This is a genomic window from Methylomusa anaerophila, assembly GCF_003966895.1.
GTDB classification, from domain to species: domain Bacteria; phylum Bacillota; class Negativicutes; order Sporomusales; family Sporomusaceae; genus Methylomusa; species Methylomusa anaerophila.
In genome coordinates this window covers 324,814-347,386 of record NZ_AP018449.1, presented here as the reverse complement: position 1 = coordinate 347,386, position 22,573 = coordinate 324,814, and the positions used below count along the sequence as shown (strand labels likewise).

24 protein-coding genes are annotated in these 22,573 nt (G+C 47.0%); 18 read left to right on the top strand and 6 right to left on the bottom strand.

Going from position 1 to position 22,573, the window contains the following annotated elements; translation table 11 throughout:
- Positions 1 to 29: 29 nt before the first annotated feature.
- Positions 30 to 788 (bottom strand): sulfite exporter TauE/SafE family protein, encoded by a 759-nt coding sequence (locus tag MAMMFC1_RS01455; RefSeq protein ID WP_126305829.1) that lies wholly within the window; start codon positions 786 to 788, stop codon positions 30 to 32.
- A 119-nt stretch (positions 789 to 907) separates the two neighbouring features.
- Between MAMMFC1_RS01455 and MAMMFC1_RS01450 the strand changes: the two genes are divergently transcribed.
- The gene (locus MAMMFC1_RS01450; RefSeq protein ID WP_126305827.1) at positions 908 to 1,819 is read left to right on the top strand and encodes a LysR family transcriptional regulator; all 912 of its coding nucleotides are present in this window, start codon (positions 908 to 910) and stop codon (positions 1,817 to 1,819) included.
- On the opposite strand, the gene MAMMFC1_RS01445 is transcribed toward MAMMFC1_RS01450, so the two are convergent.
- Positions 1,793 to 2,248 carry a YeiH family protein gene (locus MAMMFC1_RS01445; RefSeq protein WP_126305825.1) on the bottom strand — a complete coding sequence of 152 codons (456 nt, stop codon included), beginning with the start codon at positions 2,246 to 2,248 and terminating at the stop codon, positions 1,793 to 1,795. The genes MAMMFC1_RS01450 and MAMMFC1_RS01445 overlap by 27 nt on opposite strands.
- Entirely contained in the window at positions 2,235 to 2,459 is a 225-nt protein-coding gene (locus MAMMFC1_RS22555) for a putative sulfate exporter family transporter (protein WP_158618598.1), read from the bottom strand. Before MAMMFC1_RS22555 ends, MAMMFC1_RS01445 begins: the two co-directional genes overlap by 14 nt.
- A 260-nt stretch (positions 2,460 to 2,719) precedes the next feature.
- Here MAMMFC1_RS22555 and MAMMFC1_RS01435 point away from each other — a divergent pair, with 260 nt between their 5' ends.
- The 10 genes from MAMMFC1_RS01435 (at position 2,720) to MAMMFC1_RS01390 (ending at position 11,946) form a co-directional block, all read left to right on the top strand.
- Positions 2,720 to 3,298, top strand: a complete 579-nt coding sequence (locus tag MAMMFC1_RS01435; RefSeq protein ID WP_126305821.1) for a class I SAM-dependent methyltransferase — start codon at positions 2,720 to 2,722, stop codon at positions 3,296 to 3,298.
- 269 nt (positions 3,299 to 3,567) lie between these two features.
- Complete coding sequence (locus MAMMFC1_RS01430; protein ID WP_126305819.1) at positions 3,568 to 4,392, top strand: class I SAM-dependent methyltransferase; 825 nt, start codon at positions 3,568 to 3,570, stop codon at positions 4,390 to 4,392.
- A gap of 262 nt (positions 4,393 to 4,654) precedes the next feature.
- Entirely contained in the window at positions 4,655 to 4,813 is a 159-nt protein-coding gene (locus MAMMFC1_RS01425; RefSeq protein WP_197723888.1) for an FmdE family protein, read from the top strand.
- Positions 4,810 to 6,837, top strand: a complete 2,028-nt coding sequence (locus MAMMFC1_RS01420; protein ID WP_126305817.1) for a TonB-dependent receptor — start codon at positions 4,810 to 4,812, stop codon at positions 6,835 to 6,837. Before MAMMFC1_RS01425 ends, MAMMFC1_RS01420 begins: the two co-directional genes overlap by 4 nt.
- A gap of 418 nt (positions 6,838 to 7,255) precedes the next feature.
- Positions 7,256 to 7,903, top strand: a complete 648-nt coding sequence (locus MAMMFC1_RS01415; protein ID WP_126305815.1) for a 4Fe-4S binding protein — start codon at positions 7,256 to 7,258, stop codon at positions 7,901 to 7,903.
- A gap of 292 nt (positions 7,904 to 8,195) precedes the next feature.
- On the top strand, positions 8,196 to 8,453 hold the full coding sequence (locus MAMMFC1_RS01410; protein ID WP_126305813.1) for a DUF5320 domain-containing protein: 258 nt from the start codon (positions 8,196 to 8,198) through the stop codon (positions 8,451 to 8,453).
- Between the two features lie 107 nt (positions 8,454 to 8,560).
- Entirely contained in the window at positions 8,561 to 9,412 is an 852-nt protein-coding gene (locus MAMMFC1_RS01405; RefSeq protein ID WP_126305811.1) for a nucleotide-binding protein, read from the top strand.
- Positions 9,409 to 10,356: an ATP-binding protein gene (locus tag MAMMFC1_RS01400; protein ID WP_126305809.1), complete on the top strand. Its 948-nt coding sequence runs from the start codon at positions 9,409 to 9,411 to the stop codon at positions 10,354 to 10,356. The genes MAMMFC1_RS01405 and MAMMFC1_RS01400 overlap by 4 nt, the downstream gene beginning before the upstream one ends.
- Positions 10,353 to 10,721 (top strand): NifB/NifX family molybdenum-iron cluster-binding protein, encoded by a 369-nt coding sequence (locus MAMMFC1_RS01395; protein ID WP_126305807.1) that lies wholly within the window; start codon positions 10,353 to 10,355, stop codon positions 10,719 to 10,721. The genes MAMMFC1_RS01400 and MAMMFC1_RS01395 overlap by 4 nt, the downstream gene beginning before the upstream one ends.
- Positions 10,722 to 10,746: 25 nt before the next feature.
- The gene (locus MAMMFC1_RS01390; RefSeq protein WP_126305805.1) at positions 10,747 to 11,946 is read left to right on the top strand and encodes an iron-sulfur cluster carrier protein MrpORP; all 1,200 of its coding nucleotides are present in this window, start codon (positions 10,747 to 10,749) and stop codon (positions 11,944 to 11,946) included.
- A gap of 56 nt (positions 11,947 to 12,002) precedes the next feature.
- On the opposite strand, the gene MAMMFC1_RS01385 is transcribed toward MAMMFC1_RS01390, so the two are convergent.
- A complete protein-coding gene (locus MAMMFC1_RS01385) occupies positions 12,003 to 12,434 on the bottom strand; it encodes a DUF134 domain-containing protein (protein WP_126305803.1) in 432 nt (143 codons plus the stop codon).
- A 386-nt stretch (positions 12,435 to 12,820) separates the two neighbouring features.
- Between MAMMFC1_RS01385 and MAMMFC1_RS22550 the strand changes: the two genes are divergently transcribed.
- Genes MAMMFC1_RS22550 through MAMMFC1_RS01365 form a run of 5 tightly spaced genes read left to right on the top strand, consistent with a single transcriptional unit; the run spans position 12,821 to position 18,084 of the window.
- Entirely contained in the window at positions 12,821 to 12,949 is a 129-nt protein-coding gene (locus tag MAMMFC1_RS22550; protein WP_269471855.1) for a hypothetical protein, read from the top strand.
- Between the two features lie 2 nt (positions 12,950 to 12,951).
- Entirely contained in the window at positions 12,952 to 14,553 is a 1,602-nt protein-coding gene (locus MAMMFC1_RS01380) for an ABC transporter substrate-binding protein (RefSeq protein ID WP_197723887.1), read from the top strand.
- A gap of 26 nt (positions 14,554 to 14,579) precedes the next feature.
- Entirely contained in the window at positions 14,580 to 15,545 is a 966-nt protein-coding gene (locus MAMMFC1_RS01375; RefSeq protein WP_126305801.1) for an ABC transporter permease, read from the top strand.
- 22 nt (positions 15,546 to 15,567) lie between these two features.
- A complete protein-coding gene (locus MAMMFC1_RS01370; protein ID WP_126305799.1) occupies positions 15,568 to 16,410 on the top strand; it encodes an ABC transporter permease in 843 nt (280 codons plus the stop codon).
- 3 nt (positions 16,411 to 16,413) lie between these two features.
- Positions 16,414 to 18,084 (top strand): ABC transporter ATP-binding protein, encoded by a 1,671-nt coding sequence (locus MAMMFC1_RS01365; RefSeq protein ID WP_126305797.1) that lies wholly within the window; start codon positions 16,414 to 16,416, stop codon positions 18,082 to 18,084.
- 87 nt (positions 18,085 to 18,171) lie between these two features.
- Here the strand turns inward: MAMMFC1_RS01365 and MAMMFC1_RS01360 are convergent, their stop codons facing one another.
- Positions 18,172 to 18,543 carry a hypothetical protein gene (locus MAMMFC1_RS01360; RefSeq protein WP_126305796.1) on the bottom strand — a complete coding sequence of 124 codons (372 nt, stop codon included), beginning with the start codon at positions 18,541 to 18,543 and terminating at the stop codon, positions 18,172 to 18,174.
- Positions 18,544 to 18,717: 174 nt separating this feature from the next.
- On the bottom strand, positions 18,718 to 19,131 hold the full coding sequence (locus tag MAMMFC1_RS01355; RefSeq protein WP_197723886.1) for a MarR family winged helix-turn-helix transcriptional regulator: 414 nt from the start codon (positions 19,129 to 19,131) through the stop codon (positions 18,718 to 18,720).
- Positions 19,132 to 19,715: 584 nt separating this feature from the next.
- On the opposite strand from MAMMFC1_RS01355, the gene MAMMFC1_RS01350 reads away from it, so the two are divergent.
- Positions 19,716 to 21,218 carry a nitrogenase component 1 gene (locus MAMMFC1_RS01350; RefSeq protein ID WP_126305794.1) on the top strand — a complete coding sequence of 501 codons (1,503 nt, stop codon included), beginning with the start codon at positions 19,716 to 19,718 and terminating at the stop codon, positions 21,216 to 21,218.
- A 3-nt stretch (positions 21,219 to 21,221) separates the two neighbouring features.
- Entirely contained in the window at positions 21,222 to 22,559 is a 1,338-nt protein-coding gene (locus MAMMFC1_RS01345; RefSeq protein WP_126305792.1) for a nitrogenase component 1, read from the top strand.
- Positions 22,560 to 22,573 lie beyond the last annotated feature (14 nt).

Below are 22,573 nucleotides of genomic sequence, written 5' to 3'. Positions count from 1 at the left end.
TTATGATTGTCAAGAGTAATTTGTCATATTTATTGTTGCATGCCCAATATCATACGAAAGCCTAGGACAAACAGAAATAAACACAGCAGGAATGTAATTGACCGGGATTTTGTTTTCGGTGCGATATAGGCGCCAAGTTGTGCGCCCAGCACTGCGCCGCTGCCAATGAGCAGTGCTGGAACAAGCAGGATACTGCCTAACAAATAATGAGTAACAACGCCGAATAAGGCGGAAACTGCCAGCACGAAGTGGGAAGTGGCAGTGGCCGTATGTGTGGGGAAGCCAAGCAGGGCAATCATGACGGGGACATGAATAATGCCGCCGCCGATGCCGAAGGTACTGGATAGAAAGCCGACCAGCACACTAAACGATATTCCGAGAAAGCGGTTGTAGGGAAAGAGAGCCTGATCATCGACAGGCTCTGCCTCAGTTGTGGAGCGCAGATAGAGTAAGAAAGCAATCATCACCAGTAACATGCCAAAGCTGATATAAAAACTGCGGCTGCTAAAATAGTGCGCCAGGTAACTGCCCAGTATAGCTCCCGGCAGAGTCGCCAGACTAAACCGGATGGCTGCGTCATAATATACTTTTTTCTGTTTGACATAAGCGACCGTGCCGGACAAGGCATTAAAAAAGACGATTGCCAGCGAAGTGCCGGCCGCGTGCTGCGGCGAGTAGTGCAGGAGCAGCAAAAATACGGGTACCAGAATGAACCCACCGCCAACGCCGATTAATGTGCCGATTGTGCCGACGCTAAGGCCTAATAGGAATAATAGTGATAGAAACATGACATTTCTCCTGGAAATATTTGTATTGCAACACAACAAATTGCAGAGGCAAGTGTAAAACGTACCGCCGCAATATTGCTGATGTCAGTGTTTTTAACAGGGATAAGGATGGTAAACAAATGCTTGATGTACAGTTGAAGATATTTAAAACTATTGTGGAACAGAATAGTTTTTCCAAAGCGGCCGAAGTTCTACATATGACACAATCAGCAGTCAGTCAGCAAATTCAACATCTTGAAGATTTTTATGATGTTAAATTATTTGACCGGTTTTACCGGCGGATTCATGCGACACCAGCGGGAGAGGCATTATATCCTTACGCGGTGCATATTGACCGGTTGTATCAAGAAGCAGAAAGGATGCTGCAGGAATTTGCCGGCGATATTTCCGGCAGGCTGCATCTGGGGGCTAGCCTGACAATCGGCGAATATGTCTTGCCGGAAATTTTGGTTGCGTTTCAGCAGCAGTATCCCAGGGTGGATATTGCCATGGAAGTCTGTAACACGGAAGAAGTGGTTGAGAAAGTTCGTGACGGGATTCTTAATGTAGGCTTTGTTGAAGGGCCATTTTTGCCGTCTGATCACTTGATTTGCCAACCCTGCGGTGGTGACAGCCTAGTTGTGATCGCTGCCGGGGCGATGGCACAACCGGAGCCGGCCACCAAGCTGGTAAAACTGATGCAAGAAAAGTGGGTGATGCGTGAGCCGACTTCCGGCACTCGCCGGGTATTTGAGGAGTTTTTGCGGGCACATGACTGTGAGCCGTCTGCTTTACATATAGTTATGGAACTGGGAAGTACCCAGGCTATCAAAGAAGCGGTAAAAGCCGGGCTGGGCATTTCCGTTGTGTCCCGCCGGGCCGTCAGTCTGGAATTCAATCATTGCGCACTCCAAGCGGTCCAATTGACAGAAGGCGAAATAACCCGCCCATTTTCGCTGGTGTATCATAAAGATAAATTCCGCACATATACAGTGGAAACATTTCTTGCTTTTGCGTTAAGTAAGCTAAATGTGCAACAGCCAAATGAGTAAACGACCGAAAATACTGAGCAGAATCGACCCAATGAAGCCGATGACTGCCGGGGTGTAACCGGCACGCTTGAGTTCCGATAACTTTACATTCATCCCCATGGCCATAGTTAGGAGAAAAATGCTGGCGCTACTCAGAAACACAACCAAATTGCCGGGAAAAAGTTGATAAGTATTACAGCCGGCCATGATTAGAAAACCGAAGATAAACCAGGGTATAGGCAGGCGGGTTAGCGCAATAGCCTGTTGACCCTGCCTGGCATATACCCAGCCGAATATGATGGCTACCGGTGCTAAAAAAGCAACCCGGCCTAATTTTACTACAATGGCAATATCACTGCTGGTTTGACCATCTGGTGCTGCCGCCGCAATGACATGGGCCAATTCATGCAAGGTTGCGCCGGAAAAAATGCCAAATTCATACGGGGACAAACAAACCTAGTAAGGGCAATAGCGCCGTATAAGCTACCGTAAATATCGTCCCCAGTATGGCGATAATCGTCACCGAGACATCTTCCTCTTTGGCGCGAATGAGCGGTGCTACTCCGCCAATGGCGGCTGCGCCGCATATGCCGGTCCCGACGGCTACCAAGGCGGCCAGCTTATTTGTGACATGAAACTTGTGACCCAATACGTTATTCACAACATTCCTCCTTGTGATGCATCGCCAATAGCATACAACGGATGAGCCTACGGTGTAAAATTATTCTTCATAATGAGTCTTATTAGCCATCACAATAGAAGAAGTGATTTAAAAAAACGATACAGGCTTTTCGCCGCAGCACCGTTTGCATCCCGGATTAATGAGATTGTACAGTCGTGGGGTGCCTAGCGTTAGAGCGGCATGGTATTTTTGGCCATAACTGCAGTGAGTGAAACCGATAGTGAGAGGATGAGGATTATATGGTTCATAAATTTAACCCGGAAAGTAGGCATAAGCTGGACAACCCGCAGCGGCGAAGGCTCCTGCCGCCGGCAGAAACACTACGTCGTCTGGGCCTCAAAGCCGGCGATTCTATGGCCGATATCGGTTGCGGCATCGGCTATTTCACCTTGCCGGCCGCCCAAATTGTCGGCAGCCAGGGCAAAATTTACGCCCTGGACATTATGGCGGCAATGATTGAAGAGACAAAAAGCAAGGTCAGAGAAAACCGCTTGACGAACGTGGAACTCCTGCAGGTAAAGGAGAATGATTTTATGCTGGCCGACCAAACGGTGCAGTATGCTTTTGCCTGCCTAGTTGCGCATGAAGCGGAAGACCTTTCGGCTTTTTTCCGGGAAACGGCAAGAATACTTGAGCCAGCAGGACGGGTAGTCATTATTGAGTGGAACAAGCAGCACAGCATGATGGGACCGCCCCTGGAGCATAGATTGGATAATGGCGATGTGGCTGCCTTGTTACGTCAGTGTGGATTTACCAATATCCAGCAGATGGCCGTGAATGCCGAGATGTATGCAGTGATAGCCGAACGAGAGAATTAGGGGCAGGTTGCTAAGTTTTATAGAATTATGTTTAATAGAATTATTGACAGGAAAAAACAATTTGTTTAAAATATAAAGCAATAGAGGTGATCTGAAGATCACCTGTGCCGTTGCGAAGGCAGGCCGTATGATTAGACTGTGATTCATAATCCGCAGCAATACAACTTTATACGATGAAGACAAAACCATGAAGGGTGTCTCATGATGAGGCTGAACTTTGTGGTTTTTATTTTTGGGAAAAAAAACAAAAATAAGTCTGGAGGTTAAAAATGGAAATTAATAATTTTGCAAAACTTTGGCAAAGCGACTTGACAGACTCTGGGGAATTGCAAAAATTATGGGATTTGCGGGCAGATGACTTTAACAACCGGAGTAATCAAAGCGAAGATAGCAAACGGCGGGAAAAAGTTATTGAATTTTTAGTTTCCCGGGATATGTTGCCCGCTCATGGCGAAATCCTTGATATCGGCTGTGGCCCGGGAAAGTATTCCCTTGCATTTGCCGCACAGGCAAAGCGGGTAGTTGGCATTGATATTTCGCCCAAGATGATTCAGTATGCCAGGGAAAATGCTGCCGAAGAAAATAGGGACAACACTTGTTTTAAGTTGATGGCATGGGAATCCTTGTGCCTCGAAGAACAAGGCTGGAGCAAAAAGTTCGATCTGGTTTTTGCCTCTATGTGTCCCGGTATCAACAGCAGCGATGCCCTGCTGAAAATGTGCGAGGCAAGCAGGGGCAGCTGCTTCATGAGCAGCTTTGTGCAGCGAAGCGATGAATTGCGGGATGAACTGCACCGGGCAATCTATGGCAGTGCTCCGGAGCACCGGTGGGGTAAAAATCTATATTATACCGTCAATATTCTTTGGTTATCAGGCTACTATCCGGAAATCACCTATCATGACGCTGAGTTCGAACATCTGTGGCCGGTTGAAAAAGCGGTGGAGATATATAGCCGTCAGTTGAAAAGCAAAAATTGCACTGACGTTAACAGGGAAAACCAAATCGCGGAGTATCTCCATAAGAAGGCGGTTGTGGGAATGATCAGGGAAAAGGTGCAGGCTAAAATTGCCTGGATTGGCTGGAAAGTAAGCTGATATGCGGAGGGAGTGCCGGATAAAGTCGATAAACAAGGCGCAGAAAAAAGCCTACGGCTTCCGGTGGGACGAACCATCTGACCATAAGCCTAGCCGGCGGCGATGCCGGGTATTCCACGCCGTACAGTCACTATCCGCAGGGCCCGGTATTTTTAAGATGCAATGATTTTCGACAGTCTACTGGAACGGGGGGAACACGGCTACATCCCCTGGCGGCGGAAAGATGGGACGTTTCCGAAGTTGAGGAGGAGGAGAGGGTATTATGGACAAACAAGACAAACAGCAAGGGGACAAATGTGTGCAATTCCACGGGCATGAGTGCCCGGGATTGGCGATCGGTTTTAAAGCCTACGAGGCCGTCAGGGAAAAAAAGTATGCCTTGACTGCTCTGCTGACTATGGTCGGGGATGATAAGGGATGAACAAGGCGTCTTTGGGTTTGACCCTGATTGCGTTGCTGAATTTTGCTCCGGCAGTTTATGCGGAAGACAGCGCGCCCGAAGATTTTACACTGGAAACCATTGTGGTGACAGATAGCAGAATCGTGGGCGAGGGAGAAACGACGAAAGTCACCTCTTTGAACGTGAAAGATAAAATTGATGCCGGACAAATTAACAGTGTTACCGATTTGCTTCAGGATGTTCCGGGTATAGTGGTCACTAAAGATCCCCAATCAGGGACTTCGGTTGCTATAAGAGGAATGACCAATGAAAGACTGTTGGTTGCTATTAATGGAAATGTTATTGAAAATCAAGGAGGACTGTACCGGGGACGGGCTTTGGAATGGGACTCCCTGCCGGTCAGTAATGTCAAAAAAATCGAGATTATCCGAGGCGCCAGTTCAGCTATTTACGGCGGGACTTGGGGCGGGATTATCAATATTGTGACAGTCGACAAGCCGGGAGAGAACAAAAGCTTTCTAAAGTATAGCTATGGCAGCTATCATAACGAAAAATATTCCTTTACTAATCAGGGTACTACCGACGACGGCAAATTCTCCTGGACGATCAACGCTAACAGACGGGAAGATGATGGGTATTACCGCAACAATTTCTTAAACAGTGATGATATTAATTTAAATATGACCTATAATTTCTCTGAGAAAAAGAAGGTGTCTTTCGCTTTGACTGACAGTTACCGCAAAGAAGGCATACTGGTCGGTAATAACCGGTCTGTCAATAATGAAAACGGCTGGGACCCCGGCTACCCCGAAGTGCCGGTGGCTCCTACTTCAACAGCAAAATCTGGTTCTCAATATCTGGACGGCAGTTATCGTGAATTCAATACAAAAAATTACTCTTTAAACTATTACGATCATGACTGGAAATTGAGCGTTTACCAAAATAAGCAGACCAGAAACGACTGGCTGCGGTATACAGGCAGTGTGGATACACCGGAGATCAAGACGGACAACAGCGGCTATAGCTGGCAAAAAAACAGGCGAATCGGCAATCACAGCCTGACTACAGGCCTGGATTACCGTAATTTGAGATTCGATGTAGCCAGCAGCAGTTCCAACAACTCTTTGGCAGCGGAATTGAATGGTTATTTTCTTCAGGATAACTGGCAGGTAAATAAAAAGACTTTGGTGGGATTAGGCCTGCGTTATGATCAGTATCAATCGGAGGACAGAAGAAGCGGCAAGGAATTTACCGATGCTTCGCAGCTAAGCCCTAAGGTCAATATAACGTATCAGGTGAATCCGAGGGAAGCCGTTTATGCCAGTGCCAGCAGGGTATTCCGGGCGCCGACTGTGTCGGACTATGTTCGTTGGCAAATGAATTACGACCCGAGCAATGTAGCCAATTCTAACTATACAAAATATAAAACTTATAATGGCCTGAGTTGGACGCTTGCAGATTGGCAGAATATTATTGGCCAATTAGAGCCGGAAACGGGTATGGCTTATGAATTAGGCTGGAAAAAACAATTTCCCCCCAATTTTGGTGTTAAAATCACAGGATTTTTGAATGACATTGATAATTATGTTACTACTTACATGGGTTCTGGTATTAATTCCGGGCCACCGACTTACAACATAGGCAATGCTAAAGTGAAGGGCGTGGAACTGGCCACCGATTATCAGTTTTCCCAAACGTTGGGATTGGTGTTCAACTATACCCACCAGCATGCCAGTAAGACAGGAGACCGGCTAGATATTACCGGGAGTGAATTGACCACTATACCGCAAGAGACGATCAATCTGGGGTTTCGGTACAATAATCAAAAAGGGTTTCAGGCATCCTTGGACGGGCAAAGAATCCAAACGGTAGCCAGTGCTGAAACCAAAGGCTACATGCTCTTTAACCTGGGGTTGGCGTATACCAGAAATGATAAGACGGTCGCTTTAGCGATCAATAATCTGTTTGACGTAGATTATCAGCAAACCAAAGACTTTCCAATGCCAGGAATTAACTACAGTATTTCTTATCAAACCAGTTTTTGAAAAAAATAAGGTGGCTGCTCGTTAAACTGTGCTTTGGAACTTAGAACATTTGAATCAACCGTAAATCTTTATTAATTTCTGGAAGCGCTGCTGCAAAAACTCCTCTGAACTACTTTCAAGCAAGAATCAATCCGTTTAAGAAGTCTGGCTTGGTCAAATAAAGTACGAGCTTCGATTAGGGCAGAAAATAGAGCGGTCAAACCAGGACCGCCCGCTTTAGCGGGCGGTCCTGGTTTGTGAAATGGAGTATAGAAGATATACGATTTGACGATAGCGTTTGTGAGCTATTTCCTCAAAAGGGACGTTGATACGTCTTTTTTAGTTTGTGGTCGATCACCTATTGCTCACCGGATTACTATGATTTATAATGATATTATCCCATCCCTACCGGGGGGGGCAATAAAAAGGAGGAACTTTTATGAGAAAACGTATTCGGCCTTATTTATTTTGGATTTTATTAGCCTTTTTAGGCGTCGGGCTGGTTTACCCTGCAATCGGCATCATTGCTTTGACTTGTATGATTGCGCCTGTTGCCGTTGCCCCGTTTCGGGGACGGTACTGGTGCGGCAATTACTGCCCGCGGGGCAGCTTCTACGATCATGTTCTGGCCAAGCTATCGCCAAAACGGAAAATTCCCGCGCCCTTTTCCCATACCGCCTTTCGCGCGTTTATGGTTTTATTCATTATCTCTGTCTTTACAGTGCAAATGGTTTATGCCTGGGAAGATTGGGCAGCCGTGGGCAGGGTGTTTGTGCAGATCATTTTGATTACGACTATAGTGGGTGTTGTTTTAGGGCTGGTTTATCACCAGCGGGCTTGGTGTTCTTTTTGCCCGATGGGAACACTGGCTAGCTGGATTAGCCAGCGAAAAAAATCATTTCCGTTAATAGTGGAAAATTCCTGTATCAATTGCAAGCTTTGTACGAAAGCCTGCCCGATGCAACTAGCGCCTTATACGGCAAAAGGCAGTACCGAAGGCTTTAGCCATAGTGATTGCCTCAAATGTGACCGCTGTGTCGAGCGTTGTCCCAAGCAAGCCTTGCAGTTTAACAGGAATGCGAAATAAAGAGCAGTATAAAGGAGAGGAAGCGTATGGGGAAAATACCAAAGTGATTTTCATCTGCAACCGAACCTATGTTGCTGCAAAACTGTGGAATTATACCTTGCATACAGATACCCCGCATTTTATATAATAAATCCACTTCCTTCCTTGACATTTTTCTTAATGTATTATATATTGATTATGAAATATATCTCTTAATCGCAAGAGGTGTGCAGGATTCATTTAGCGGATATATAATTTTTTTTATTTCGATTATGATATATATTTCATAATTGTCTGAAAGGGGGTGAATACTATGCCTAGAGGAGATGGAACCGGACCTTGGGGTACCGGATCTATGGATCAAATGTGTGGCAATTGCCGGGGCATGGGCATTTTCTCCGGCTTTGTTCGCGGCATGAGAGGCGGTTTTGGGCGTGGGTTCGGTCGTTGTTTCGGATTGGCCGGCAATACTGCTACCAACCCGGAAGTACTTAAAGAACAAGCAGCCCGTCTGGAAGAACAAGCAGCTAACCTGCGCAACTTAGCAAGTAAAAACCGTAAGGTTGAGTAATCGGCAGGCTGCCGGCTCTTCGCCGCATAAACAGGAACGGACTTAACCCATTTCACCTTTACCTTTACAGGGTGAAGAGCCTATTTTTTATTCATAAGGAGAAAGCCATGCTTATCAGCATTGCCAGCGGCAAGGGCGGAACTGGTAAAACGACACTGGCCCTACTGCTCGCTGCCGCTCACCCTCATATTACCTTGATTGACTGTGACGTGGAAGAACCGAACTGTCATTTGTTTCTCAAACCGGAATGGCAAACTCCCGGACAGGATGTTGCCATCATGGTCCCGCACATTGACAGCGACCGCTGCAACGGATGCGGCGCTTGCTCGGCAGTCTGCCTGTTTAACGCCATTGCGGTTGCCGGTGGTAAAGCTTTGTTGTTTGACGAATTGTGCCACAGCTGTGGCGGATGTTTGCTTGCCTGTCCAAGTGGCGCAATTTTCGAAGACAAAAAACGCATTGGCACCATCACCGCCGGAGTAGCCACGCCACTGCCGAACGTTCATCTCGTCAGTGGCGCACTGCACGTTGGCGTTCCCAGCGCCGTACCGTTGATAAAGGCAGTCAAGTCCAAAGCATTCCTTCTCGCCGGTGATATCCTGCTGGACTGTCCGCCCGGTACCGCCTGCTCCATGGTCAATGCTATCATCGACAGCGACTTTTGCATACTGGTTACGGAGCCAACGCCTTTCGGCGGACATGACCTGGAATTAGCTATGAACATTACCCGCCTGCTTCAGCTACCGGCAGGCGTGGTTATTAATAAAAGCGATACAGCCGCCGGCGATGAAAGCATCGAAGCTTTGTGTCATAACCGTCAAATACCGGTATTGGCCAAAATCCCCCACAGTCTTTCTTTGGCCCAACAGTATGCTGCCGGCATGATACCCGACGAATTTCAGGCTATTGCCGCTGCCATCTGGCAGCAACTGGTGAAGGAAAGGAATATGGGAGCATGAAAGAATTAGTTATTGTCAGCGGCAAAGGCGGTACCGGCAAAACCAGCATTAGCGCCGCTCTCGCTTTTCTGGCGCCGCAAAAGGTCCTGGCTGACTGTGATGTTGATGCCGCTAACTTTCATTTAATCAGCAGCGCTGTCATCCGGGAAATCCATCCATTCACAGCCGGTTTTGAACCCCATGTCGACGCACAGAACTGTACTCACTGCGGCAAATGTACCGGTTTATGCCGCTTCGGAGCCATCACCGCCGGTATTATTACTACTCCTTTACATTGCGAGGGCTGCGGCGTATGCGCCTTTAACTGCCCGGAACATGCCATTGCCATGCATGATAAGAAAGCCGGCCAATGGTTTGTCTCTGATACCCGCTTGGGCCGGTTAATCCACGCTGAACCGGGTATGTCGGTGGAAAACTCGGGTAAATTGGTCAGTAAGGTGCGGCAAGAAGCAAAGAAGATCGCAATAGCTCATCACTTGCCACTCATTATCACCGACGGACCGCCCGGCATTGGCTGCCCGGCCATCGCCGCTCTGTCAGGTGCCAGTTTAGTGTTGGCAGTTGTCGAACCCACTTTGGCCAGCATGCATGATTTACAACGTCTGTGGGAACTGATCCGGCATTTTCAATTACCAATGGCCGTATGCATAAATAAATCCACCCTAAATTCTCTAAATACTCATACTCTCATCGCCTGGTGCAGCAAAAAAAAAGTACCGGTAGTCGGGAACATTCCTTACAGCGATGTTTTCAATACAGCTTTGCAAGCTGAAAAAACAGTAATGGACACAAATAATTCCGAAGTACAGGAAAAAATTTTAGAGTTATGGTACAATCTTTCGAAGTTATTAGATATTAACCCTATCGACTCTATCATCAGCCGGATCTTTCGCAAAATAAATTCTTTTGGTATCAAAAAGGGAAGCGAGGAAAACACTCTATGAAAATTGCCATCACGTCTCACGGCGATGTCCGTCAGGCTGCAGTCGACTCCCGCTTTGGCCGGGCTGCTTATTTCATGGTGTATGATCAGGAAAATGGCGCCTGGGAAAGTTTCCCCAATACGCAAAACCTGGAGGCAGCCCACGGCGCCGGCATTCAGTCGGCCCAAACCCTGGCAAAGGCAGGCGCCGGCATACTCATTACCGGCTATGTCGGCCCTAAAGCCTATAAAGTGCTTACGGCCGGAAAAGTCGAAATGTATTCGTCCAACGATACCCGCGGTACTGTAGAAGATGTCCTGGCAGCCTTTCTGGATGGTAAGTTGAGTCCTATTGCCGCACCAAATGCTCTGGATATAAATAAGTAGAATAAGTAAGGAGATGGATTTTAGCATGTCATGCAACTCATCTGATCAAGAATTTGAACTACAAAGCCAAAAAATCAACCGGTTTCTGGAAAATGTAGATCACAAATTAGTTGTTATGAGTGGTAAGGGCGGCGTCGGCAAAAGCACGGTCGCCACAAACCTGGCTGTATTTCTGAGCAAACAGGGCTATAAAGTCGGCCTGCTGGACGTAGATGTGCATGGTCCAAGCATCGCCGGACTTTTAGGGCTCACCGGCCTAAGAATGAATACGGTGAATAATCAGATTCAGCCTTACCTCTATACCGAGAATCTGAAAGTATTGTCCATTCAAGGACTACTGGAATATCCTGATGATCCCCTCATCTGGCGTGGCCCGGTAAAAATCGGTATCATTCGTCAGTTTCTGGCGGATGTAAATTGGGGACCGCTGGATTATCTCATTATTGACAGTCCGCCCGGAACCGGCGATGAGCCGCTGACTGTAGCCCAGACAGTTACCGGCTGTCAGGCTGTCATAGTAACCACTCCGCAAGAAATTGCCTTGGCGGATGTACGAAAATCCATTCAATTTTGTCAAAGAGTTAATATGCCGATTTTGGGCATCATTGAGAATATGAGCGGTTTTGTATGTCCCGGTTGCGGCAGTTTGCATGCCATATTCAAAAGCGGCGGCGGCGAAAAAACCGCCTCCGACTGGGGTATTTCTTTTTTGGGACGACTGCCGATCGACCCTGGTGTAGTGACCGCCGGCGATGCCGGTCAGACCATGGACAGTCTAGCCAGTCATACCAAAGAAGAAATGCAGCGTATTGTAGATCGTATAATTCATCAACGTCCCAATAAACAGAAAGGTGTTGACTCAACTATGAAAATTGCCATTCCCCTAGCCGGCGGAAAACTTTGCGCCCATTTTGGCCATTGCGAACAATTTGCCATCATAACTGTATCTAACGGCAAAATTACGAATCACGAAACCTTAAACCCGCCTCCCCATGCCCCCGGCATCATCCCCAACTGGGTGGCAGACCAAGGCTGCACTGATATTTTGGTCGGCGGTATGGGCGAAGCAGCCCAGGCCATTTTCCGCCAACGCGGTATAAAAGTCCTGTGCGGCGCACCTTCAGACACACCGGAAAATCTTGCCGCCCTCTATCTGCGCGGTGAACTTACCGATGCCGGCAATGCTTGCGACCATGACCATGAAGGCCATAGCTGCCACCACTAAACAAGCAACAGGCGAATGAAAAAAGCTTAGTATAGGAGTATGGTTTTATCATTATATCATTCCTTTCTCATGACATCAGCAGAAGAGCACAACGGACAAATAAGGTCAGAGCCCCGCTGTCCGTTCCCATAAGGTATTGCCCACTCATTACCGCAGTTTTGACATATAAAATGGCGTAACTTGTTATGACAGGAATGAGAAACACGGAAATTTCCACCTTCAATCCGTAAAGCTTTTCCTTGCCAAAGGGCAATGCCAACTTTTTGATGCGCCCGCATTAAAACACGATTGAATGTTGAACCGGACACACCCATTTGTTCGGCGGCTGCGGCTTGGCTCAGCTTTTCGACGTCAGCCAGACGGATAGCTTCCATTTCGTCAATGGTTAGTATAACGGTTTCCATTTGCCGCATCGGAATACCAGCCGGTTTAAAATCGGATATAGGCGGTAAAAGTCGAACGGTTTTTTCCTTGAATGGGCGGGACATAGTTCACCTCAAATTAAGAAATATATTTCATGAATATTGTATATAATCAATGGGCTTACGTCAATAGGTGTGATATGTTTATAGCGCTTTAAGCGTTTGGCATCAAGTTAAGCATAAAAAATACTTTCCTTTATTAAGTTTTTTCAACAGAAAAATCATCCGTCTTGATCAATTTGTAAGGTCTTCGGAAGTCTGAAGATAGCACACAAAATAGCACAAAAATCATTGACATTTCCGAGTATTTCATAGGATAATTAATATAAGAGATTAATATGCGGAAATTGAAGGTATGAAGCCTTCTACCGGAGCAGACACTCCTGTAGTTGTTCATGCCTTTTTTTATTTCCCGTCATTATTTTTATTACATGACAACCGGAGGTATGTAAATGCATTCAAACCATCCTGCCGACTACCAAAAGGCTATCGAATTTCACGGCCACTGCTCCCGCGCCCGTCTCACGAAGGGCAAAATTGCCTGCCTGGCCTGTACTGAAGAATACACTAGGGGGTGGTAAGGTTGAATTATCAGCGGCAGACAATACTAGTCTTTATATGCCTGATCGCTTTTTCATTCCTGGTTCAGGGCTGCGGCAATCAGCAACCGAACAATACCGCTTCAACCGGCGCCGACAATTTGATATTTACCGTTGCCGATCCTACAGGCGATTATGGTTTTCCCTCACCTTTCACCCACTACGCCCGCGGTCCCGGGTATGTGCGTATGAGCCTTATCTTTGATACCTTGGTATGGAAGGATGACCAAGGCTACATTCCCGCTTTGGCGGCTACTTGGGACTATAACCAGGATGAAATCTCCTATATATTCCATTTGCAAAAAAATGCCACCTGGCATGATGGTCAGAAGTTCACGGCCAAAGACGTGGTATTTACGTATGAATATCTGAAGATCCATCCTTACCAAACTACCGACACCAGTATGATCAAACAAATAGAAGCCTTAAATGAATATGAAGTGAAGTTTTACCTGCATGGTCCCTATGCTCCTTTTCTCGACGTCATCGCCGGCACGGTGCCGATCCTGCCTGAACATATTTGGAAGAATGTGAATGATCCGGTGCATTTCCAACAAAAAGAAGCCTTAATTGGCGCCGGCCCGTTTAAAGCCATTGATTACAGCAAGGAACACGGCTCTTATTTATATGAAGCCTACGACGGGTACTATCAGGGAAAGCCTAAATTCCGCCGGATAAAAATGGTCAAAATGAACATGGAGATGGCGGCCGCCGCGCTCAAGCAGGGCCAAGTCGATATGGCCCAAGTGCCGGCAGAACTTGTAAAACCATTGGCGCAGACCGGTCTTAAAATTTTGACCATGCCTCATGACTGGGTGGCCAAGCTGGTTATTAATCACCGACAAGAGCCCTTCAATAATAAAGAATTTCGTCAAGCGCTGGCCGATGCCATTGACCGAAGTTCTCTCATTGAAACAACCTTACGCGGTCAGGGACTAGCTGCAAGTCCCGGTTTAGTCCCGTCCGACAACGACTGGTTTAATCCGTCGCTAAAAGATCTTTACTCCTATGACCCAGCCAAAGCTCAAAATATCTTAAGCAGTCTAGGCTATGCCAAAAACGGTCCGTACCTGGAAAAGAACGGCGTACCGCTGGAGGTTGAACTACTGGTGGGCAATGGCGGTATAATCGGCTATCCCGGCGAGCGTCAGGGAGAGTTTGTTAAGTCCCAGTTGGAGAAAATCGGCATCAAAGTCAGCCTGCGTACATTGGAATCCAAAACCCTCGACAGCCGCCTCAATGACTGGAAATTTGAACTGGCTTTAAATGGACACGGCGGCTTGGGCGCCGACCCGGATTATCTGACAAAAAACATTATCGGCAAAGGCTTCAACAGCGCCCGCTTCCAGGCGAACGAAACATTGGCGGCCCTGCTCAGCAAACAGGTGGCCGTTATGGACATAATTGCACGCCGGCAGTTGATTGACCAAGTGCAGGCGGCATATGCAAGTGAAGTCCCCGCCTTGCCTTTGTACTATCCCACATGGTACTATGCCTATAATCCCAAAACAACCTTATTCTTTACCAAACAAGGTATTGGTTCCGGCGTTCCCATGCCGTTGAACAAGCTGTCGTTTATTAAATAACTGCAAGAATCACAGGAGCTTATACAATGCCAAATGCAAAAATCACAACTAACTATCTAATTGCTTTATGTATCATTTTTGTTTTGAACTTCCTCTTGCCGCGTTTGCTGCCCGGCGACCCGCTGCACGCAATATATGGCGACGAAGCGCTAACCAATATGACGCCGGAACTGCAGGCAGAATTAATTCAGCATTTTTCCCTTGACCGGTCTTTAGACGAACAGTTTGCCGCCTATATATTATCATTAGCCAGAGCTGACTTGGGATATTCCTATTTTTATAACGCCCCGGTTACAGGCCTGATCGCCGGGTTCCTCCCCTGGACCGTCCTGTTGGCTGGTTCGGCCCTTATTCTTTCCACCCTGGCCGGAATTATTCTCGGCATTGAATCGGGTTATCGCCGTAACAGTAGTCTGGACCGGTATTTTTTAGGCGGAATAATGATCTTCAGCGGCTTGCCTAATTTTTTCTTCGGCATTATTTTACTGCTGACTTTTTCAGTCTCTTTACGTTTGCTTCCTTTGTCCGGAGCGATGACACCATACAGCGGCTATACGGGACCGGCTATTGCATTGGATATCCTGCACCATCTTGTGCTGCCGCTCACTTCCCTGGTGATGGTCCACCTGACCGCAACTTATTTGCTGACCCGCAATACTATGGTAACCGTAATGGGTGAAGCTTTCATCCGGACTGCCAGAGCCAAAGGCTGCCCGGATTATTCCTTGCGCTACCGTCACGCCGGACGTTGCGCTTTGCTGCCGGTGGTCACAGCCACCGGACTTAATTTCGGCCACCTGATAAGCAGCGTGTTATTAATTGAAGTCGTGTTTGTCTATCCCGGCATGGGCACTTTGCTCTACAAAGCGCTAATGACTCGCGACTATCCCCTACTCCAAGGCATTTTGCTGTTGATAACCATCATCGTGCTGATAATTAATTATTTAACAGACTTTTTATACGCGAGACTCGACCCAAGAACCCAAAGTTAACAGGAGGCAGGAGGACCGGAGAGTGCATATTCGTTACAATAGAGAACTATTTCACAACCGTTTCGGTCAGATTGGTCTATGTATCCTTACCCTGGTAATCTTGGCAGCTACGCTGGCTCCGTTTTTAACTCAATTCCGGCCTTCAGCTTACACCGGCGATATATTCCACCCGCCATCCGCTAAATACTGGCTGGGTACCAATGATGTAGGCCAAGACATCTGGTCCCAGCTTGTATATGGCGCCCGAACCTCTTTGCTGGTGGCAGCTGGCGCCGCTTTTCTCAGCGCCGCGTTAAGCCTTCTTATTGGCGGCACGTCAGCCATGTTTGGCGGCGTCTATGAAGAGTTTTGCCTGCGCTTCATTGATATCTTGCTAGTCATACCGCCGGTAATCCTCATGATCCTGACAGCCGCCTATTTAAAACCAAATATTCTCTTGCTAATTCTTCTCCTCGCAACCTTTGTCTGGCCGTCCGGGGCCCGGATCATCCGAGCGCAAACTTTAAGTCTCAAAAGCCGTATGTCTTATGCCGCTGCCAGAACATTCGGCGCTAATTGGCGATATTTACTGTTACGGCATATACTGCTTGACCTGGGACCAATCCTTATTGCCATTATCATCAATAATGCCAGACGGGCTATTTTTATGGAAGCCGGCCTATCTTTCCTGGGAGTCAGCGACCCGGCGTTAATCAGTTGGGGTAAAATGATACAACAGGCGCTGCCTTTTATCTATCTGGACGTCTGGCAATGGTGTCTGCTACCGGCCGGTTTGGCTGTTTCGCTGACAATCACCGGTCTGGTCTTTACTGGCTACACTTTTGAAACCGTTTTCAACCCGCGTTTACGCATGGAAAAGAGGTAAATTATGCAAGTATCGGCAGAACTTCTGGCTATCAAAAATTTAACTGTATGTTTTGATAAGATCCCCGTCTTACGGGAGATAAATCTCACACTGTTACCAAATCAGATAATGGCTGTTATCGGTGAATCGGGAGCAGGTAAAACCACCTTGGGCCTTAGCATTTTGGGCTTAACCGGCGGGCAAGCCGGCGGCGAAATTTACTGGTCAGGTCAAAATCTCCTAACCCTTAGCGAACCGGAACTCCGACATATCCGGGGAAAACAAATCGCCATGGTTTTTCAGAATACGGATAACTATCTTCATCCTTTATACTCCATCGTTGAACAAGTGGCGGAAGCTATTTTAGTCCACGAAAATATTACGCCGGCTTCCGCCACTGAGCGGGCGTGGGAAGTGATAAGCAATATCGGTTTGAATGAACGCCAGGGAAAATCCTTCCCTCATGAACTAAGCGGCGGCGAAAAGCAACGGGCGTTAATCGCCATGGCGCTTGTCAATCAGCCTCAAATCTTGATTCTTGATGAACCCACAGCTTCTTTAGATCCCCTTACCAAACAGGAAATACTCACTTTACTGAAACGGGTTACGGCGGAAATAGCAACCATCTTGATCACCCATGACCTTACCACTGCCGCTGAGTTGGCCGATTCCGTCACTGTACTGTATGGCGGCAGGGTTGTTGAAACCGGACCTATCGCCGTGGTAATGGATAACCCGCGTCATCCGTATACGCGGGGTCTGCTCCGATCCTTTCCCAATATGACCACAGTCAAGGACTTGCAAGGTATCCCGGGACAAATGGAACACGGTGTTTCCGGTTGCCCGTTTCACCCCAGATGTACTCAGCATCTGCCGGTATGCCTGACCGTGGTCCCCCAGCTTAAACTTGACAGCAGTCGGTTGCTGGCTTGCCATCGCGGCGGTATTGTCCCCTTGCTGGAGGTAGCCGGTCTCACCAAGATTTTTGGTAACCGCAAAGTAGTCGATAATCTTAGTTTAACATTATACGAAGGGGAAACTCTCGCCCTGGTGGGGGAAAGCGGTTCAGGCAAAACGACGGTAGCCAAATCCATCATGGGCCTGCTAACGGCTGAAGCCGGCCGTATTGCCCTTGACGGTCAAATCGTAGCCTGCCATGACAGTTGGTTTTATCAACAAGTGCAAATGGTATTCCAAAATCCCAAGGAGGCCCTTAGCCACCGGCTGAATGTACTGCAGGCAATAAAAGAGCCGCTGGATATCCAGCGGCGCGGCAGCGAGAAGGAAAGACTGACGTTAGTAAAGCTATTGCTGGCGGAAGTTGAACTCCCGGCCAGCGACGAGTTTCTTCGCAAATACCCCCATCAACTCAGCGGCGGCGAAGCACAACGGGTGGTTATCGCCCGGGCGCTGGCTTTGAGTCCGAAAATATTAATCGCCGACGAACCTACCTCAGCCCTTGATGCCAGCGTTCAGGCTAAAATCGTGAAACTGCTTCTCAACTTGCAGGATAAACGGGGATTGGCGGTTCTGTTTATTACCCACGATATTGCTCTGGCCAGAAAAATCAGTGACCGCCTGGCAATAATGAAAAACGGCAGCATCGTGGAACAAGGTTTTACCCATAAGATTATAAACCAACCGGAAAACAACTATACCAAAAGCTTACTGCATGCTGCAGCCCACTTGGCTTAACAAATTATTTAAGTAATTGACCCCTAAGACCTGTGGAACGGTAATTTTGCCATAATCATCCCAAGTAAGAACGGTTTTTGGTGAAAGTTAAGAGTCAAAGGGAACTAGGTATATCTGGTCTTCCTCTTTTCTTCCCTTTACCAGTTCACAATGACGCAAGATAGAAAACTGTTTTTCCAGTTCCCACTCCGGCAGTTTGAAATGAGCCATTAATTCCGGTCTGGTTGCTTTGCCCTGCTCCTTAATATAATTGTAAATTTCCTGTTGCAAAGCCGTAAGCCCTTCGGTACCAGTCTGACCAAACATCTCCCGGTGCTTTTTCGCCGCATGCACTGCGGCCACGTCGCAAGTTTTCGGCGGCTGCAAGGCTCCAATATAACAATCTTCGCATAGGAGCTTACCATGATGTTTAAAACTTTCATTTTCCGTGATGGGTTCGCCGCACCTTTCACAATTCATCTTTTTCCATCTCCTCTCCTCTTTTCAAGTCAATCAACAACATGCCGGTTACTGTGATTCACCGGCAATAAATCCAGCGGTAAAAACCGCCTGAGAACACACTTTCTCAACATTTAACCCCAAGGTTTCAAGGGAAAGGCCTGCATATATACACCGCCGCAGAACATTCTTTATTCAATCCAATCCCGTATTTAGTTTTTTTAACAGAAAAATCAATTCTTTTTTTTCCGATGTACTAAGCGATGACATGGCTTTATGCACAAAATCATTATGTATGGGAAGAAATGCATGCATAAGTGCAACAGCCCTGTTGCTGAGGTAAACTCGAAACACTCGTTTATCGGCGGAATCGTTTCTGCGAATTACCAGATCTTCTTTTTCCAACCGCTCTATCAAGCTGGTTATATTTGCCCTGGAGACAAGCAGCTTCGCGCTTAATTCCGACTGAATCAATCCATAGTCACCCGACATATAGAGATTAATTAAAACCTTATACTTCGGCCACGACAGGCCATAACGCGCAAAATGCATAGAAAAAACATCTTCAAAAATATTTTGAAGCAAATTAAATTCATGGAGCACCTGCATGGAAAGATACCTCTCCGGTGTATTTCCGTTTTCTTGAATTATTACGACCCCCAATTGTAATTGTTAATATATTAACAATTACAATTTAACACCCTTACCGGTTTTCGTCAAGATGATTTTGGAATATCATGATTCTGGAATATCAGTAAACTGTCTGCTGCAACTGTGATAAAGTAGAAATAAAAGAAATGTCAGCAAAGAAATCCATTATGAGTTTTCTCCCTTGAAGACAGAAGTAAAGGAGAAAAATATTTATGTCGCAACCTGATGGGAAAACATATTGAGGGCTGCATCTAGGGTTCTATAAAACAACCAAGATAACGCGAAGCTAACTTTGTCATTAAAAAGCAGGATGGATGAAACAGCAGAGCAAATAGCGATAGAATTGCTAGCCACGATAAATTAGCCGCGATAAATTACTTGACAGCTTCCAAATAGTGTAATACAATAATAAAAACGTAATATACTGACTTGGATTGACCAGTGAGTTGCTGGAGATCATTTTCTTTATTCATAAGAAAATGATCTCTTTTTTCATATAGTTGCAATTGGATAAAAGTTAAAAAGAACAGGAGGTTTGTACAATGATCAATCTAAAAGAGAATACCTGCCCCACCAGGGAACAACGCGGTAATGGCATTAACGCGTTTTTCGGCAAAGCCAGTGAGCTCATTAAAGAGGTAAAGGATGGGGCGGTACCAAACCGGGAACGTTCCTTTCAACAGTCGTCGGGTTGTCTTTTAAACTTCTATCTAACCCAGCGTGTTATGACAATTCGTGATTCGGTGATGATTGTCCATGCGCCGGTGGGCTGCTCTGTGGTTGGTTTGGGATATCGGGAAATATTCCGCAAGGTTCCGACCTCTTTGGGGCGCCCGGAAAACTATGATTTTCATTGGCTGACTACCAACCTGAACGAAAAAGATGTTATTTACGGAGCCGGCGACAAATTGAAATACGCCATCCAGGAGGCGCAAGCGAGATATAACCCCAAAGCAATATTTGTTTTGGCATCCTGCACCACCGGCATTATCGGGGAAGACATCGCGGGAATTGTGGACGAGGTTCAGCCGGAGATAGATGCAAGAATAGTTGCCATCCACTGCGAAGGAATTCGCTCCAAGCTTATACAAACCGGCTATGATGCTTTTTGGCACGGTATACTCAAATACCTGGTGAAAAAGCCTGCCAAGAAGCAAAAAGATCTTGTCAATGTGGCCAGTATGTTATCTTATACCTGGCAGGACCGGATAGAAATTACCCGGTTGCTGGGGAAAATAGGATTACGGCCCAACTTTGTTCCTGAATTTTCCACAGTTGAGCAGTTTGAAATACTGTCGGAGGCGGCTGTTACCGCTCCTATCTGCTCCTCATTTACCGATTACCTGTCGCGGGGTCTCGAACAGGAGTACGGTGTACCTTACTTCTTATATCCTTCGCCTATCGGCATAGAACATACGGATGAGTGGCTGCGGGCCATCGCTTACTATACCGGTAAAGAAAAAGAAGTGGAAAAATTAATCGTGGAAGAACACGATGAGTGGCTGCCCAAACTGGAGGTCATACAGAAGGAATTTGACAAAATTGGCAAAGGCCAAGATATTAACGTTCTTGGCTCTTTGGGACAGGGAAGAATGCTTACCCAAGTTCCGTTTTTCAATGAATTAGGGGTAAAAACGCCGGCTGCCATTTGTCTTGATTTTGATAACCTGGTAGTGGATGAAACGGAAAAACTGATCGAAGAGGTCGGGGATTTTGACGTTTTGGTCAATACTTTCCAGGCGGCGGAAGTGGCCCATCACACCAGAAGATATGATCCGGACATCGCGTTGACCTGCCCCTTCCAGGGAAGCGCCTATAAACGCGACCGAGGAGCAACCAGAATCCACTCTGCCCGGGGAGATGCCCGTCCCTGGAGCGCGCAGGCCGGATACAAAGGAGCAATAGCTGCCGGCAACTTCCTGCTGCAGTCCACAAAAAACCGCTCGTTCCAAAAGACGATGCTGGAAAAGACACCGGATGTATACAACGAGTGGTGGTATCAACAGCCTGATCCGCTTTATTTTGCAAACGGGGAGGCAAAATAATCGATGGCGTTGGCAAAAGAAGATGAGCCGCAATTATTTCCTGAGATTGTTGAGGCTCCGAGATATTCCTGCGCCATGGGCGGAGCCTATGCGGCAGCCTTGGCCACTTTTGGCTCTGTTCCTATCCTGCATTCCGGGGGCGGTTGCGGCTTTGCCCAAAATTTTGGCCAGAGTTTTGCTTCCGGGCTTAACAGCCCCGGTCCGGTTGGCGGCGCCAGCACGCCATGCTCCACATTAGTTGAGGAACATGTTATCTTCGGCGGCGAGGACAAATTAAGAAAACTGATTGACAGTACGATTAAGCTGATGCCTGGCGATTTATATACGGTAATCTCGGCTTGCGTACCTGCTTTGATCGGTGACGATGTAGACGCGGTAATATCGGAATTTCGTGACCGTGCACCTCTTATCCATGTCAAAACGTCAGGTTTCGCCGGGAATTCATATAAGGGGTATGAACTCTATTTTGACGCCGTTATTGATCAACTGCTAAAAGAACAGCCGGTCAAAAAGAAAACGGTAAATATTTTGGGAGTCGTCCCCACACAGAATATTTTCTGGAAAGGGGATCTTCGCAATCTTAAACAACTGCTGGAAAAAGTCGGCATTGAGGCGAACATTATATTTGGTGATTTAAACGGCTTGGAAGCCTTAAACAGGATTCCCGCCGCTGAATTAAATCTGGTATTTTCCTTGTGGGGTATCAACCCGGCTAAAAAGCTCGCAGAGCGCTTTGGCACTCCCTATCACATTTTTCCCTCTTTACCGATTGGGCCCAAAGATACGACTAAATTCCTGCAAGTACTTGGCGATAAATTTAAAATATCCCCGGATGTCATTGACAGAGTGGTGAACGGGGAGGAAAGGGACGCTTACCGTTTTACGGAGTATGTAGGGAATATATTGGTTGTCGCCATACCCCACGCGTACTATGCAGTGGTAGCCGACAGCAGCACGGCGATAGCGGTTACAAAATATGCCACCAATGAACTTGGGTTTAATCCTGAAATTGTGATTGTCACCGACGATCCGCCGCAAGAATATCGGGAAGGAATTATCCGGGATTTAACCGAGGATTTGGAAAGTGTATTGAAACCCAAAGTCGTTTTTGAAATCGATTCCCATAAAATCAGACTGCTGCTCCGTAATTATACCGTTCAGATCGTGTTCGCCAGCTCTATGGAAAGGTATATCGCGGAGAAGGAACTTGGCGGCGCCTTATTCCTCAGTGTGGGTTTTCCGGCTTACGACCGGCTTATTGTAGATCGCAGTTATGTCGGCTATCGGGGCGGATTGAACCTGATGGAGGATCTTATGGTTAAATACGGCGGACCGCTATAATCAAGAGATTAGCA

Excerpts from the sequence above, each read along its gene's own strand:
- MAMMFC1_RS01420 (WP_126305817.1), top strand. The coding sequence starts at position 4,810 with ATGAACAAGGCGTCTTTGGGTTTGACCCTGATTGCGTTGCTGAATTTT.
- MAMMFC1_RS01375 (WP_126305801.1), top strand. The coding sequence starts at position 14,580 with ATGCCAAATGCAAAAATCACAACTAACTATCTAATTGCTTTATGTATC.
- MAMMFC1_RS01355 (WP_197723886.1), bottom strand. The coding sequence starts at position 19,131 with ATGCAGGTGCTCCATGAATTTAATTTGCTTCAAAATATTTTTGAAGAT.
- MAMMFC1_RS01450 (WP_126305827.1), top strand. The coding sequence starts at position 908 with ATGCTTGATGTACAGTTGAAGATATTTAAAACTATTGTGGAACAGAAT.
- MAMMFC1_RS01425 (WP_197723888.1), top strand. The coding sequence starts at position 4,655 with ATGGACAAACAAGACAAACAGCAAGGGGACAAATGTGTGCAATTCCAC.
- MAMMFC1_RS01400 (WP_126305809.1), top strand. The coding sequence starts at position 9,409 with ATGAAAGAATTAGTTATTGTCAGCGGCAAAGGCGGTACCGGCAAAACC.
- MAMMFC1_RS01405 (WP_126305811.1), top strand. The coding sequence starts at position 8,561 with ATGCTTATCAGCATTGCCAGCGGCAAGGGCGGAACTGGTAAAACGACA.
- MAMMFC1_RS01410 (WP_126305813.1), top strand. The coding sequence starts at position 8,196 with ATGCCTAGAGGAGATGGAACCGGACCTTGGGGTACCGGATCTATGGAT.
- MAMMFC1_RS01345 (WP_126305792.1), top strand. The coding sequence starts at position 21,222 with ATGGCGTTGGCAAAAGAAGATGAGCCGCAATTATTTCCTGAGATTGTT.
- MAMMFC1_RS01390 (WP_126305805.1), top strand. The coding sequence starts at position 10,747 with ATGTCATGCAACTCATCTGATCAAGAATTTGAACTACAAAGCCAAAAA.
- MAMMFC1_RS22550 (WP_269471855.1), top strand. The coding sequence starts at position 12,821 with ATGCATTCAAACCATCCTGCCGACTACCAAAAGGCTATCGAATTTCAC.
- MAMMFC1_RS01385 (WP_126305803.1), bottom strand. The coding sequence starts at position 12,434 with ATGTCCCGCCCATTCAAGGAAAAAACCGTTCGACTTTTACCGCCTATA.
- MAMMFC1_RS01415 (WP_126305815.1), top strand. The coding sequence starts at position 7,256 with ATGAGAAAACGTATTCGGCCTTATTTATTTTGGATTTTATTAGCCTTT.
- MAMMFC1_RS01435 (WP_126305821.1), top strand. The coding sequence starts at position 2,720 with ATGGTTCATAAATTTAACCCGGAAAGTAGGCATAAGCTGGACAACCCG.
- MAMMFC1_RS01350 (WP_126305794.1), top strand. The coding sequence starts at position 19,716 with ATGATCAATCTAAAAGAGAATACCTGCCCCACCAGGGAACAACGCGGT.
- MAMMFC1_RS01455 (WP_126305829.1), bottom strand. The coding sequence starts at position 788 with ATGTTTCTATCACTATTATTCCTATTAGGCCTTAGCGTCGGCACAATC.
- MAMMFC1_RS01365 (WP_126305797.1), top strand. The coding sequence starts at position 16,414 with ATGCAAGTATCGGCAGAACTTCTGGCTATCAAAAATTTAACTGTATGT.
- MAMMFC1_RS01360 (WP_126305796.1), bottom strand. The coding sequence starts at position 18,543 with ATGAATTGTGAAAGGTGCGGCGAACCCATCACGGAAAATGAAAGTTTT.
- MAMMFC1_RS01430 (WP_126305819.1), top strand. The coding sequence starts at position 3,568 with ATGGAAATTAATAATTTTGCAAAACTTTGGCAAAGCGACTTGACAGAC.
- MAMMFC1_RS01395 (WP_126305807.1), top strand. The coding sequence starts at position 10,353 with ATGAAAATTGCCATCACGTCTCACGGCGATGTCCGTCAGGCTGCAGTC.